13 protein-coding genes are annotated in these 14,695 nt (G+C 37.8%); 7 read left to right on the top strand and 6 right to left on the bottom strand.

From position 1 onward, the window contains the following. Positions 1–73: 73 nt before the first annotated feature. On the bottom strand, positions 74–2,056 hold the full coding sequence (locus tag CAO17_RS02810) for an outer membrane protein assembly factor BamB family protein (protein ID WP_143833710.1): 1,983 nt from the start codon (positions 2,054–2,056) through the stop codon (positions 74–76). Positions 2,057–2,316: 260 nt separating this feature from the next. Here CAO17_RS02810 and CAO17_RS02805 point away from each other — a divergent pair, with 260 nt between their 5' ends. The 4 genes from CAO17_RS02805 to CAO17_RS02790 all read left to right on the top strand — a co-directional run bounded on the left by CAO17_RS02805 (position 2,317) and on the right by CAO17_RS02790 (position 5,535). Beyond that, a complete protein-coding gene (locus CAO17_RS02805) occupies positions 2,317–2,778 on the top strand; it encodes a hypothetical protein (protein WP_085991308.1) in 462 nt (153 codons plus the stop codon). 97 nt (positions 2,779–2,875) lie between these two features. Next, complete coding sequence (locus tag CAO17_RS22010) at positions 2,876–3,037, top strand: DUF255 domain-containing protein (protein WP_085991307.1); 162 nt, start codon at positions 2,876–2,878, stop codon at positions 3,035–3,037. A gap of 37 nt (positions 3,038–3,074) precedes the next feature. Beyond that, entirely contained in the window at positions 3,075–4,958 is a 1,884-nt protein-coding gene (locus CAO17_RS02795; protein ID WP_085991306.1) for a DUF255 domain-containing protein, read from the top strand. 118 nt (positions 4,959–5,076) lie between these two features. Beyond that, positions 5,077–5,535, top strand: a complete 459-nt coding sequence (locus CAO17_RS02790; protein ID WP_085991305.1) for a DinB family protein — start codon at positions 5,077–5,079, stop codon at positions 5,533–5,535. Between the two features lie 103 nt (positions 5,536–5,638). On the opposite strand, the gene CAO17_RS02785 is transcribed toward CAO17_RS02790, so the two are convergent. The 5 genes from CAO17_RS02785 to CAO17_RS02765 form a co-directional block, all read right to left on the bottom strand. After that, positions 5,639–5,878 (bottom strand): ferredoxin family protein, encoded by a 240-nt coding sequence (locus CAO17_RS02785; RefSeq protein WP_085991304.1) that lies wholly within the window; start codon positions 5,876–5,878, stop codon positions 5,639–5,641. A gap of 242 nt (positions 5,879–6,120) precedes the next feature. Next, positions 6,121–8,292 carry a DNA topoisomerase III gene (locus CAO17_RS02780; RefSeq protein WP_085991303.1) on the bottom strand — a complete coding sequence of 724 codons (2,172 nt, stop codon included), beginning with the start codon at positions 8,290–8,292 and terminating at the stop codon, positions 6,121–6,123. A gap of 161 nt (positions 8,293–8,453) precedes the next feature. Continuing rightward, positions 8,454–9,281, bottom strand: coding sequence for an ABC transporter ATP-binding protein (locus CAO17_RS02775; RefSeq protein ID WP_085991302.1), 828 nt, complete (start codon positions 9,279–9,281; stop codon positions 8,454–8,456). A gap of 42 nt (positions 9,282–9,323) precedes the next feature. After that, the gene (locus tag CAO17_RS02770) at positions 9,324–10,376 is read right to left on the bottom strand and encodes a FecCD family ABC transporter permease (protein WP_085991301.1); all 1,053 of its coding nucleotides are present in this window, start codon (positions 10,374–10,376) and stop codon (positions 9,324–9,326) included. Next, positions 10,373–11,371 (bottom strand): FecCD family ABC transporter permease, encoded by a 999-nt coding sequence (locus CAO17_RS02765; RefSeq protein ID WP_085991300.1) that lies wholly within the window; start codon positions 11,369–11,371, stop codon positions 10,373–10,375. Before CAO17_RS02765 ends, CAO17_RS02770 begins: the two co-directional genes overlap by 4 nt. 293 nt (positions 11,372–11,664) lie before the next feature. On the opposite strand from CAO17_RS02765, the gene CAO17_RS02760 reads away from it, so the two are divergent. From CAO17_RS02760 to CAO17_RS02750, 3 genes are all read left to right on the top strand, one after another. Further along, positions 11,665–12,633, top strand: coding sequence for an ABC transporter substrate-binding protein (locus CAO17_RS02760; protein WP_085991299.1), 969 nt, complete (start codon positions 11,665–11,667; stop codon positions 12,631–12,633). Positions 12,634–12,774: 141 nt separating this feature from the next. Then, the gene (ytaF, locus tag CAO17_RS02755) at positions 12,775–13,407 is read left to right on the top strand and encodes a sporulation membrane protein YtaF (RefSeq protein WP_085991298.1); all 633 of its coding nucleotides are present in this window, start codon (positions 12,775–12,777) and stop codon (positions 13,405–13,407) included. A gap of 421 nt (positions 13,408–13,828) precedes the next feature. Continuing rightward, positions 13,829–14,686: a proline iminopeptidase-family hydrolase gene (locus CAO17_RS02750; RefSeq protein ID WP_085991297.1), complete on the top strand. Its 858-nt coding sequence runs from the start codon at positions 13,829–13,831 to the stop codon at positions 14,684–14,686. Positions 14,687–14,695 lie beyond the last annotated feature (9 nt).

The raw sequence follows: 14,695 nt of genomic DNA, 5'->3' as shown, positions 1-14,695 counted from the left end.
GGCAGTGATCCTTATGTCTAAAGCCTCGTTTTAAAATGATTTTCTTAAAAATTGTACTTATAACTGTAAAATATTACTTCTTTTGCGACAACCATTCCGCTAGCGCTTCAGCCTCTTTCTCACTAACAAGACCTCCTGGCATCCGTCCACTTCCATTCATTATTTGATCAAATAGTTCTTCTTCAGTCCAAGACTGTCCGATTTGTTGTAAGCCTGGGCCAGATGCTCCCTCAAGGTCCGCCCCATGGCAGGAAAGACAACTCTTATTGTAAATTTCTTCGGCGTTAAGAGCGGTAGGCTGCTTTTTATCACTTTCTTTATTTCCACTACTTCCATCATTAGAATTTTCATCTTCACCTGAACCTTCTGGGGACTTTTCTGGGGTAATCTCTTGTTTTCCACCTAGTCCATAGGTAACAACCTTCGTTCCAGTGACGAATGTAACATACTGTTCATCATCTATCATATAAATGGAAGGAGCCATCATAATCTGCTGCCCACCGCTTTCCATTTCCCATAATATGTCTCCAGTTTCGATGTCAAGAGCGTTGACCGTTCCATCCAATTCCCCATAGAATGCAAGTCCTGAAGCCGTACTTGTAAATCCACCACGCATCGGTTGTTCCGTCTTTAATTGGTAAGCTTTCTTGCCAGTATTCACATCGATGGCGGTAATTGTACCAGATATCTCAGCATCCTCAGGGGTAGGTAACAGCTTCGTTCCCGGGAAGTAACCCTCTTGTTCCTCAATTTGTTCTTGATTTTCTGCCGCAATCATTAGAGATGGCTTGTTAATCCCAGGAATCAGTACATAATTGGTACTTGGATCATACGTTTCTGGGGCATAATTTTGTCCCCCTTCCGTTCCTGGCCATTGAGGCACAGCTTCCTCCTCATTTGTCGGTAATGGCGTCTGCTTAATTTTGACAAATGGAACGCCATCATAAATGGTATCGCCCGACTCTGCATCCCATGCAAACCATTTTCCGTTTTTGCCCCCATGTACGACGATTTTCCTCTTTTCATCGTTAACATTAGCTTCAAGAACCATTGGTGTAGATGCTGCATCATAGTCCCATACATCATGTTCAACTTCTGAATTTGCCCAAATTAATTCGCCTGTTTTACTATCAAGAGCAACTACAGAGTCGGTATAAGGGTTAGGTCCAGGGCGACTTTCTGCGAAAAAGTCAGGGGCAGGATTTCCCGTACCAAAATACATCATGTCGGTTTCTGGGTCAAAAGCCATCGGGGTCCATACGGTTCCACCGCCTGTGTATTCGCCTTGCATCCAGTCTTCCCCTTTCTCTGGAACAGTCCAAAAAGGTTCGTCCCAAGCAGGTTCCAAATCGCTTGCTTTATAGGCCATCACAAAGCCACGAACACCATTATCTCCACCACTACTTCCAACATATACGTTTCCGTCATAGTACATAGGAGCCGTTGTTTCATAATATCTATTTTCCACCGTTACTCCTTCTATGGTATCCCATAGATTAACCATTTTAATCAACTTTCCATCCTTCGCATCAAGTTTTGCTAAACGGTTATCCGCTATAAGTACAAATACACTATCTTCCGCGACAGCTACACCGCGACTGGCGAGAATCTGTAAATTCTTTAGGTCCACATTATTCAGATGATCTTGCACTTCTTGAGGCGGCTTCCATTCCCAAATTTTTTCCCCATTTGAAGCATCTATTGCAAATACTCGGTTCATTGAGGTCGTTACATACATAACTCCATCCACTACGACTGGGAAATCCTCTGACGCATTAGGAACATCCTCATCCCAATCCGCTAAATCTGACTGCCAAACAATACCTAAATCGTTCACATTATCCTTTGTAATTTTGTCATAGGGGACATTCCTAGTTTGTTGAAGATTGTATCCCCAGATTGGAAAACCTGTGTCTTTTTTTGCCTCGTTGTTTTGTTCATTAACATTATTTTCCTCGTTAGCGTTATTTTCTTCCTCTTCTGTCTGTGATTGACAACCAACTATAAAAATGGCCACCAACAAAAGTACGGTTAACTTCTTTAAATAACTGCTCAATAAAAAAACCTCCAATCTTGTTATCTAACGGTACCCTTACCATAAGGTTGTATTAAAACTTTCTCTTACGAAGATAAATTTAATAAACTTGTCCTCATTTCTATATTGAGAAAAACTCCCATAATTATTCAAATAAAATTGAAAGAAATTCGCTTATCCTTTATAAATTTAATGGAATATTTACAAAAGATAGAGACACTATACAAAAGAGGTCGTTTTAAGCGATTTCTATGCTAAATTTTATGAAGGAGGATGATTTAATGAAGGGTTCGTCAAAACGAACAAAACTTTTTAGTGGGATTATCATATCTTTTTGCTTACTAGTTGGGGTTATATTGATCCCTTCCCAACATGCGAAGGCTGAATCGGAGCAAATCATCGGTTCGGCAGAAAGTAATGGAATCAAGCTTACAATTAATAACTATTCCATTAAAAATCATAACAGGGAGTTAATAGTTAATTATACCGTACAGTCAACATCTGCTGATTTTATAAATGTGGATGAGACAATTCTAATAAAACAGCCAAGCATTACTATTGGGGACAATCGCTTGCAAGGTGATAATCTGTGGCATAAAAAAGTAAGCAATCAAAAATATCAAGGGGCAGTTAAGGTAAAAATGCCTCAATATAGTCCTGCCATATCCAATGTGACTTTTAAAACGGACTCTATCCTTGATCTAAAAGGAGAATGGTTGATAGACTTTGAACTAAAAAAATAAAAGGTCTTAAAATCGTAAAACAGCGAAAGGAAAATGAACCGTTTATCTTCCATTATGTAAAAAAATAATAAGTAATTAAGAAAGGTGGTGATGCCATATGACTACTAACAATAAGCCCAATAGATTAATCGCTGAAAAGTCACCGTATTTATTACAGCATGCATACAATCCTGTTGATTGGTATGCTTGGGGTGATGAAGCATTCGATAAAGCGAAACGAGAAGGTAAACCAATCTTCTTATCTATTGGGTATAGTTAGCTGGTTATTCTAACGCACATGCCATTGGTGTCATGTGATGGCGCATGAATCATTTGAAGATGATGAAGTAGCAGCTTTATTAAACGAAAAATATATATCTATCAAAGTGGACCGTGAAGAAAGACCAGATGTCGATTCTGTTTATATGAAGGTTTGTCAAATGATGAATGGACATGGTGGCTGGCCGTTAACCATTTTCATGACCCCAGAAAAAATTCCATTTTATGCAGGTACGTATTTTCCAAAAACGAGCAAATATGGCCGCCCTGGAATCATGGAAGCACTTAAGCAGCTTCATCGAAAATTTACAGAAGACCCTGAACATATTACAGAGGTTACGAATAGTGTGACAGATGCACTAAATCGCTCACATACCCCTAAAAGTGAGAAGCGCCTAACTAAAGACGTCATTGATACAGCCTACCAACAATTAGCAAAAAGCTATGATTTCACGTATGGTGGGTTTGGGGAGGCACCAAAATTTCCGATGCCACAAAACCTTTTATTTTTACTAAGATATTATCATGATACCGGCAATGCAGCTGCATTAAAAATTACAGAGAAAACATTAAAAGATATGGCTGCGGGAGGAATTTGGGATCATGTGGGCTACGGTTTTTCCCGTTATTCTACAGATCAAGAGTGGCTTGTTCCCCATTTTGAGAAAATGCTGTATGACAATGCGCTTTTATTAATGGTATTTACAGAATGTTATCAAATTACAAATGACCCTTTTTATCGAGATATAGCAGAGCGAATCATCACATTTATAAAGCGAGAAATGACTAGTAAAGATGGTGCCTTTTATTCTGCTATTGATGCGGATTCAGAGGGGGTCGAGGGAAAATATTATGTATGGGACACAGACGAAATATACGATATTCTTGGTAATGAGTTAGCTGATTTATACATTTATGTTTATGACCTGACACCCCAAGGAAATTTTGAAGGGAAAAATATTCCAAATTTGATTGACCAAGATTTAGAGTATGTGGCTAGGGATTATAACACGTCTCTTCAATCGGTAAAAGATAAGCTGGAAACTGCAAGGTTAAAGCTATTAGCGGCAAGGGAAAAACGTGTGTATCCACATGTTGATGATAAAATTTTAACAAGCTGGAATGGGATGATGATTGCTGCACTCGCAAAAGCAGGAAGTGTTTTTTCTAAAGATGACTATATAAAAATGGCAGAAACCGCTATCCTATTCGTGGAAGAAAAACTATTCCAAAATAATCGACTAATGGCCCGGTTCCGAGATAAGGAAACCAAGTATGCCGCTTATATTGATGACTATGCATTCCTATTATGGGGTTATCTAGAATTATATGGTTCAACGTTTACTGGACAATATTTAAAACAAGCGAGCACCCTTGCAGACCAAATGCTAGGATTATTTTGGGATCAAAAGAACGGTGGTTTCTTTTTCAGTGGAAAGGACAGCGAAAAATTAATTGCACAGGATAAGGAAATTTACGATGGTGCCATCCCTTCTGGAAATAGTGTGGCAGCAGTTATGCTAACTAGACTTGGCTATTTAACGGGAAATACAACCTATCTTGATCATGTAGAGGAAATGTATTACACTTTCTATCATGATGTGAGCCGGAGAGCTTCGGCTAGTCCTTTTTTCTTACAAAGCCTGCAACTGATGGAAAATCCTACAAAAGAAGTTGTTGTCCTTGGTAAAAAAGATGATAAAGGGCGACAGGAGCTTGTCGAAAACATTCAGAAAAACTTCTTACCAAATTCTTTTTTCCTTGTTGGCGAGTCACCAGAGGATTTTTCTCAAATTGCTCCATTCGCCGCAGAATATAAAGCAATCGATAATAAAACGACCGTTTATATTTGTGAAAACTTTGCTTGTAGACAACCAACTGTAGACATAAGATCAGTGATTAATGATATTTTAAAAAAATGAAAAAAGTGGCGTCTCTCCTACGGGACGTCACTTTTTTTGAAGGTTAAGTTACATTTCTTTTCATCATTTAGATATTCGATTATACTAAATGATGTATACTAATTAGGAGGAAATAAAAATGTCATCCTTAAAACAATTTAATCTTGCAAGAACATCTTTGCTTACGTACATACAAGAATTGGATGAGGAAGCTTTAGATTACCAATCCAAATACTTTAATAATACAATCCGCTGGCACATTGGCAATACATTACTTGTCAACGAAAAACTTTTGTTTGTCAGCCAAAAGAAATCACAGAAAATCCCCGAACATTATGCTAAACTTTTTAGTTCGGATATTAATGTTTCAGACTGGTCGGAAGAGCCCCCGAGTCTTGAGCAATTAATCGAGGATTTGGTGAATCAGCAAAACAGAATCAACAGCTTTGATGAACTTTTTTGGAAATCCAATGTGAAGTTCAAAGTACCTTATGGGTATGTGGAGACACATGGTGATCTATTAATTATGCTATCTCATCGTGAATCCGAATTACTTGGGAAAATAAAAGGAATGAAGCAGGTTAATGATCATAAATAAGTTGTAAAGTAAAAAAGTGGCATCTGGTTTAGATTACCGGATACCACTTTCTTATTTACTTAAGGAAACTTCTTCCAATGTATATCTTGTATTTTCGTTTTATCTATCTATTAGCAAAAAATTCCTCCGCCTTTTCCAAAAATTCCTCTTGGTCTGGCGTTAAATCATACTCTTCTTCAATTGCCGATACCGGACAAACCGCTTTACAAGCGCCACAGTCAATACAAATATCCGGATCTATGTAAAATTGGTCAGGACCTTCTTCTATACAATCAACAGGGCAGACACTAACACATTCCCCAGCTTTTTCTCCCCTGCATGGATCTAAAATAACAAAAGCCATTTATGTCTAACCTCCTTATAGTCAAAAAATCATTTCTATTATAAATAATAAATCTTTCCTAATAGGAAGTAAAATGTTAGGCTTGAATCTTTTGGATACTTGGTTATCCTTTTTGGTTTCAATTAGAATAGCAGTCACACATTTATCGGTTTTCCTCTCTTTTTATCAATGATTCGTACGATTTATTAGCTGTACTTCCAACTATAAAAAGCCCTCTATCAAAAATAGAGGGCCCAAAGCATTTATTTCTTCCATTTAGCCAGTGCATCAGCTAATGCATTATTGGTAAATCCATCATCTTGTTTTTTCAAGTACTTATTAATATCTTTTTTCGATACTTTTTGCTGTTTCTCTTTATTTCGACGCTTATTAAAGGTTGAAACCTTCTCACGGTGACCACATTTACAAACAAATAATTGTCCTTCACCTTCTCCTCGCAGTTCCATGCGCTTATGGCAGTTTGGACACCTAGCATTTGTCTGTTTCGCAATATTTTTCTTATGGCCACATGAACGATCCTGACAAACAAGCATGCGTCCATGTTTATTTTTAATTTCAAGCATTAATTTCCCACAATCCGGACATTTCGTTCCAGTCATATTATCATGCTTGAATTTCTCATCACTATTCTTAATTTCCTTTACAATTTGCTTCGTATAGCCTTTAATTTGCGAAATGAATTTCTCCTTCTGCAATTTACCATCTGCAATAAGGCTTAGTTTCTGTTCCCATTCCGCAGTTAATGCTGGTGAACGTAAATCATCTGGTACAAGTTCCAATAGCTGACGGCCTTTGGATGTGATGAAAATATGCTTACCTTTCAATTCCAGATACATGCTATTAAATAACTTTTCAATAATATCAGCTCGTGTCGCTACCGTTCCGATTCCACCTGCTTGATTAATCGTTTTAGCCAAGTGTTTTTCATCCGTATTCATGTATTTCGCCGGATTTTCCATTGCCTGTAACAGAGCACCCTCTGTAAAACGTTCTGGGGCTTTGGTTTCCCCTTCTTTTAACTTCATAACAACATTGGTGAACTCATGCCCTTTATTAACCTCAGGTAGGTGCTGGTCATCGCTTGCTTCGTCGTCATCGAAACGATTATTGTAAACTTCCTTCCAACCTTGGTGCTTTACAACCTTTCCTTTCGCAGTAAAGGTTTCTCCGCTTATTTCCACAAAAATGGTCGTTTGTTCATATTCATATGGATCAGATAAAACAGCTAGAAAGCGTTTCACAACCAAATCATAGATTTTTCTTTCTTTATCATTTAAATCTTCTAGTACCACATGCTGTTCTGTCGGGATAATCGCATGGTGATCAGATACTTTTGCATTATTAACAACAGACTTTGGCAGTTTGAAATCCTTTTTCAATAATTTATTTGCCATCTTCACGTACTGGTCCACTCCACATGCTTTCAAACGATCTTTCAATGTCGGAACGATGTCTGTTGAAATCACACGTGAATCCGTTCGTGGGTAAGTCAAGACCTTATGTTGTTCATAAAGCTTTTGCATAATAGATAAGGTTTGCTTCCCGGAATAGTTAAAAATACGGTTAGCGTCACGTTGTAATTCAGTTAAATCATATAGCTGTGGAGCAAATTTCTTCTTGTAGGATTTGTGAACATTAACAACTTTAGCTGGTTGATTTTTGAGTCGTTTAATTAAGCCATCCGCTTTATCTTTAGAAAACATTCTCGAATTCTTTTTGTCATCTTGCCAAATCAATTTAAATCCTTTATCTGTCTTAGCTTCGAATCCGTAAAACTTCCGTGGTTGGAATCCTTTAATTTCCCTTTCCCTTTGAGCAACCATTTCCAATGTTGGTGTTTGCACACGACCACTGGAAAGTTGTGCATTGAATTTAGTTGTTAGGGCACGGGTGGCATTTAATCCAACATACCAATCCGCTTCTGATCGTGCCACTGCTGATGCATAGAGGTTTTCATAATTTTTTCCAGGCTTTAAATGCTTAAAGCCATCCCGAATGGCTTTATCCGTTACAGATGAAATCCATAGTCGCTTCACAGGCTTTTTCACTCTTGCCTTTTCTAAAATCCAGCGAGCTACAAGTTCCCCTTCCCTTCCAGCATCTGTTGCAATCACAACTTCATGTACATCTTTTCGGTTTAGCTGTGTCTTAACTGCATTAAATTGTTTACCTGTTTTCTTCATTACAACAAGTTTCAAATTAGATGGAAGCATTGGCAAATCATCAAGCTTCCATGTTTTGTATTTATTATCATAAGCTTCAGGATCTGCTAATGTCACCAAATGTCCTAATGCCCATGTCACAATATATTTTGAACCTTCCATAAAGCCGTTCCCCTTTTTATGACATTGAAGAACCCGTGCAATATCTCGACCAACAGAAGGTTTTTCTGCTAGAACAACTGTTTTACTCATTTAAACAATCCTTTCCATTCTTCCTTATATAACTTTAACATATTTTGAAAGAAGATGATGATAGTATGTTAGGGCAACAATAAAAAAAGAAGCACTGTCATTTTACAGCACTTCTACTTTAACTTACTAGAATGGTGAACAGGGTCAATTCTTGTTTCTCATTAGGTGTTAACTGATTTGACATGCTGTTTAACACCCTTTAAGTGTCTTCCTTTACTAAACGGTATACACAAAGGTGTACCACAGATTGGATCACATGCTACCTGGCACTGCAACCCAAAGACAGTGTGAACCAATTCTGGCGTAATGATGGTATCCGGATCACCTTGTTTATAAATTGTTTTATTATGGATAGCGACAATATGATCCGCATACCTACATGCAAGATTTAAATCATGTAATACCATTACAATGGTCCGTTCTTCCGATTGATTTAAATCATATAGAAGATCTAGGATTTCAATTTGATGGGTCAAATCAAGATATGTGGTTGGTTCATCTAATAAAATAATGTCGGTATCTTGAGCAAGTGTCATCGCAATCCATGCGCGCTGCCTCTGACCACCTGATAACGAATCCACTTTTCGATCTGCAAATTCTACCATTCCCGTAACATCTAGTGCATCATTTACCGCTTTTTCATCCTTTTCAGACCATTGCTGAAACCAGTTCTGATACGGATATCTTCCTTGCTTCACCAGTTGCAAAACCGTTAGTCCTTCAGGGGCTACAGGGGATTGAGGAAGGATGGCAAGATTCCTAGCTATCTTTTTCGTTGATGTATGGGCAATATCATTTCCATCTAAAACAATGGAGCCGTTTTTTGGTTTCATTAAACGTGCCAATGAACGTAACAATGTTGACTTTCCACAACCATTACTGCCGATGAATACCGTGATTTTTCCTTTTGGTATTGCTAAGTCCAGTTCTTTAATTATATTTTCTTCTCCATACGCTAAGGTCAATGACTTGGTAGAAATTGCATCCATTCAAAAAACCCCTTTCTTCATCATGCTGTTCTAATATGTTCCCTACTCATTTCTACTTTTAAATAGAAGGTAAATAAAATATGGTGCTCCGATTGCTGACGTAAACACACCTGCTGGAATTTCTAGAGGGGCAAAAGCTGTTCGAGCGAGTAAATCCGCTAAAAGAACAATAATGCCACCAATTAATGCCGAAACTGGTAAAAGTGCTCCGAAAACAGAACCAACCAGTTTTCGAGCTATATGTGGAGCCATTAAGCCAACAAAACCTATTCCTCCTGCAAATGCTACAGCTCCTCCAGCTAAAGCCGTACTTAGCAATAATAATATAAATCGATCCTTTTGAACGAGTTCTCCTGCATTTGTTGCTAATTCTTCGCCTAATTCCTGTACATTTAGTCTTCTCGCATAAACAAATAAAATAACAGATAAACAAAGTATCCATGGTGTAATTGTTAAGATTTCCGTCCAATTTGTTCCATTTAGACTTCCTGTAATCCAAATATTTGCTCTTGATGCGGTGAAAATGGGACCTAGTAGCATCATCATCGTTGTAAGTGCTTGAACTGCTGTTGAAATACCAACACCGATAAGTACTAACCGTATCGGTGCAATCTTCCCATTTTTCCGTGCCAGGAAATAAACAAGAAATCCCATTCCCATGGCACCTACAAAAGATGCAAGCGGTAGCCAATGAATACTTAATGTTAAGGTATTACTTCGATCACTAAAAATAGCTAGAAAAGCAACCGTGGTAGCGGCTGCTCCACCAGTAATTCCAATAATATCTGGAGATGCCAATGGATTACGAATAATTCCTTGTAAAATGGCACCAGATAAAGCGAGACCAGCACCAGATAATACAGCAAGTAAAATTCTTGGCATACGAAAAGACTGAACGACGAGCATATCCATTTCATTACCTGCACCAAAAATGGCTTTTATTACATTCCATGGCGAAACCTGCATTTGACCTATTCCAAGACTAATAATCATAAGAGAAATGATTAATATGGTTAGCACAATGGTGGTTAGAAATGATTTTCGATTAATTAAAAAAGAAATTTTCCCTATCCGAAAAGGTATGTTTTTCTTCATTCGTTAATTCCCCTCCTTGCAATATAAATAAAGAAGGGAACACCAATGAATGCAGTCATCACACCAACTGGAATTTCAGCCGGCATAATAATATATCTTGCACCAATATCGGCCGTTAGTAGTAAGATTGCACCGAGAATACCACTATAAGGAACAACCCAACGGTAATCGATTCCTACTAGCCACCTAGCAATATGCGGGATTACCATTCCAATAAAACCAATTGGTCCAGCAATAGCAACAGATCCACCGGCTAAGAAAACAACAATAATTCCTCCAAAAATTTTGGTAAGAATTGTTTTTTGCCCTAGACCTTTAGCCATATCATCCCCCATCGCCAGCACATTCATTTGTCTGCCAATAATTAACGAAGCAAGACAACCAATAATGATATATGGTAGAACGGCAACCAAAATATCTAAATCTCTACCTTGAACTGAACCTGCTAGCCAAAAAAGTACTTGATCCAACGCACGTTCATTTAATGTAAGCATTCCTTGCGTTAAGGATGAAAAAAGTGCAGCCATTGCAGCACCTGCTAATGTCATTTTTATTGGGGTTAACCCATCACGTCCAAGGGATCCTAGAATATACACGATGATGGCAGAAGTTGCAGCACCTGTAAAGGCAAGCCATGTAAATGCATTTAACGAGGTTAAACCAAAAAAACTAATCCCTAGTACTACGAAAAAACCAGCTCCAGCATTCACACCAAATAAACTTGGTGATGCTAGTGGATTATTTGTCAACCCTTGCATAATTGTTCCAGAAACGGCCAAACTAGCTCCAACTGCAGTTGCAATCAATGCGCGAGGAATTCTTGTATCCTGTATAATAATATGTTCATTTGACCCATTAAATTGAAAAAATGAATCCAAAACCATTTGAGTCGTAATTTGTGTTAGTCCTAAAACAACGCTAGCCCAAATTAGGCATAAAACAGTAACTAGACCAACCAATAAGCCTAACACTTTCCCTATATTGTGAGTTATCATAACCAGTACCTTTCAACAATCACATTCTCTTTATTTCATGCTTGTTAGTTATTTTTAGTCTAATTTAATTGAGAACCATTGTCAATGAGTTTGGGAATCAATTTCAATTAAATTAACAATTTTAGAAAAAAATCAGATATGATAATTCCTGTTTTTCCTTCAATTATTCGTCCTTACGAAACAGTTTTATTTCCCAAAAAGTAAAAAAATTATTGACATATAGATTGAGAACGATTATCATTTAATCAACGATGATAATCATTATCAATTACATACATAGGAGGAAATATATCATGTATAAAAAAATGATGTTGTTTTTAATTTTATCCCTATCATTATTCGTTATTACAGCCTGTGGTTCAGCGGAGGAAAAGGAGGGGAAAGAAGAGGAAAGTTATGCAGGTAATGAGCAAGCTGCTGAAAGTTATACCGTTGAACATTCCATGGGTTCTACAACCATTGAAGGGACTCCAGAACGTATTGTCGTTCTAACGAATCATGGAACGGAAGCATTACTTTCTCTAGGAATCACCCCGGTAGGTGCTGTTCAATCCTGGACTGGCGATCCTTGGTACGAACACATTACAGATCAAATGGATGGTGTTGAAGTGGTCGGAACAGAAAGTGATATTAATTTGGAAGCAATAGCTGCACTAAAACCCGATTTAATCCTTGGTAATAAAATGAGACAGGAAGAGCATTACGAAGCATTATCCGCCATTGCACCAACCGTTTTCGAGGAAACACTGCGTGGAGATTGGAAGGTAAACTTTAAGTTAATTGCAGAAGCAGTTGGACAGGTTGAGAAAGGTCAAGAAGTTCTTGATGCATATAATAATCGTGTTGCAGAGTTAAGTAATGATTTAGGAGATAAACTTAACACCGAGGTTTCTATGGTTCGCTTTATGCCACAAGATGTTCGTATATACCATAAAGACTCATTCTCAGGAATTATTTTGGAAGAAGTTGGCCTGGCACGTCCGGAAGCACAGGATGTTGATGACTTTGCCGCAAAAGGAGTAACAAAAGAAAGAATTGAAGAAATGGATGGAGATGTTATCTTTTATTTCACTTACCAGAATGAAGGGGACGGCAAGGATGTAGAAGAAAAATGGATTAATGATCCACTTTGGAACAACCTAGATGCTGTTCAAGCTGGTAAAGCCTATGAGGTGAGTGATACCATCTGGAATACTGCTGGTGGAGTACTTGCAGCAAACCTTATGCTAGATGATTTAAGAGAAAAATTAATATCAGAGTAAATAGTTTACGAGGATGTTTGAATACATCCTCGTTTTTTTATGGCCAGATTAACGGATACATCCCTTGTTCGACAAAACGAAACACATATCATAACTAAAATCCATACACTATTCTAGAAATAATGTAAAGGAATGGATCCAATGCTATATTACACAGGGTTATTGTTATTAGTCATTGCGGTAAGCATCGATGGATTCGGTGTCGGAATAACTTATGGCATGCAAAAGATTAAAGTACCGTTGCGTGCCTTGTTCATCATCATGCTGTGCTCTGGTATTGTCCTATTAACATCCATGACCATTGGAGATATGCTTGAAAGCTTTATCTCCGCTGATATCGCTAGAAATATCGGAGGAATAATCTTAATTGCATTAGGGATGTTTTCTCTCATCAATACAATTCGATCTAACTTAAAGAAAGACAAAGAGGTTGTCGTCACAGAACAAGCCTCTAAAAGCAAAATTAATGAAATTAAAACAGTTTTTGCAACACCGGATAAAGCGGATTTAGATAAATCAGGTAATATTTCAGTTGGAGAAGCATTGCTTCTTGGTTTTGCATTGGCGCTTGATGCATTTGGAGCTGGTATTGGTGCTTCCCTTCTCGGCTATTCACCACTATTAACGGCCATTCTTATCGCGAGCATGAGTGGGATATTTTTATATACTGGCATGAAATTAGGAATGCTACTTGCTAAAAACGATAAATTAAAGAAGCTGTCCTTCCTTCCGCCAACACTATTGATAGGTCTTGGTGTATTGAATCTGATGTAGAAATTTTGGAAGTAGCATAGATGGAAGAAATTAAAAAACAACACGTTCGCCAGGTATTCATTCAGCCCCCCCTCCAATAAGAACAGAAAAAACAGCTACAATATGACGATAAATGCAGTTTGACCCATAAATGAAACCTAAAATCCCCAAGCCCTATCGCCTGGGGATTTTCCATTACAATGCTTCGTGAATTACTTTTTTATAATACATTCCACTTAACACATTTCACCATAAAAGCTCACTCACACTTAGAAAAACAGAACCTCCCTTCTAAGCTATGAATGGCGACGTCCCGGAACTGCGGTTTACTCGTTCCCACTGAACCCGGAGTTGGACGCCTCTCTATTTTATCGAACGCTAATGGTTTATTGCCATCTTATATCATAATTAATGCTAATATAAATAGTAGAGGAGGGATTCGATGTCCGTACAAGAAGGTTTTATCGAAGTAACTGGTGGTAAAGTCTGGTATCAGATTCATGGAGATTACTTAAACAAGGCACCTGTTATTGTTTTACATGGTGGACCGGGATCATCACATTATTCTTTACAAGGTTTGAAAGTTATAGCCGAAGAGCGACCAGTGATTTTTTATGATCAATTGGGGTGCGGCAAATCAGATCGTCCTAATGATACTTCTCTATGGAATCTTGACCGATTTGTAGAGGAATTACGACATATTAAAGAAGCACTTCATTTAGAGGAATTTCATATTTTAGGCCATTCATGGGGAACTACCTTAGCTGCTTCTTACTATTTAAAATACCCCGATGGAGTAAAGAGCATAATTTTTTCAAGCCCTTGTCTAAGTGCGCCAAGATGGGCAGAAGATCAAGAACGAAATCGTAAAAAACTACCAATCAATGTGCAAATCACATTGAAAACATGTGAAAAATTTGGGACTACTGAAACAGACGAGTACAAAGAAGCAACCAAAGTATTTAATCAGCACTTTGTTTGCAGACGGAACCTGAAACCTGAATTCCTAGAGAACGGTGCCAAATATAAAAATCCAGAAGTCTATCGTGTTATGTGGGGACCATCTGAATTTCACGTAACAGGGAATTTAAAAGATTTCGATTGTACAGCACAATTAAAAGAATTTAAGGTACCTACTCTATATACATGTGGACAATATGATGAGGCAACACCTGAATCCACAGAATATTACAGCTCCCTTACACCAAACAGTAAATTTCATGTATTTGAGAACAGTGCACATATGCCATACATTGAACAAGAGGAAGATTATATGAAAGTAATGAAAGAATTTCTTTAAGTCCTATAA

The sequence above is a fragment of the Oceanobacillus senegalensis genome, from assembly GCF_900176885.1.
GTDB classification, from domain to species: Bacteria; Bacillota; Bacilli; order Bacillales; family Amphibacillaceae; genus Oceanobacillus; species Oceanobacillus senegalensis.
The sequence above is the reverse complement of the archived record's forward strand: the minus strand, read 5'-3'. Positions and strand labels throughout refer to the sequence as shown.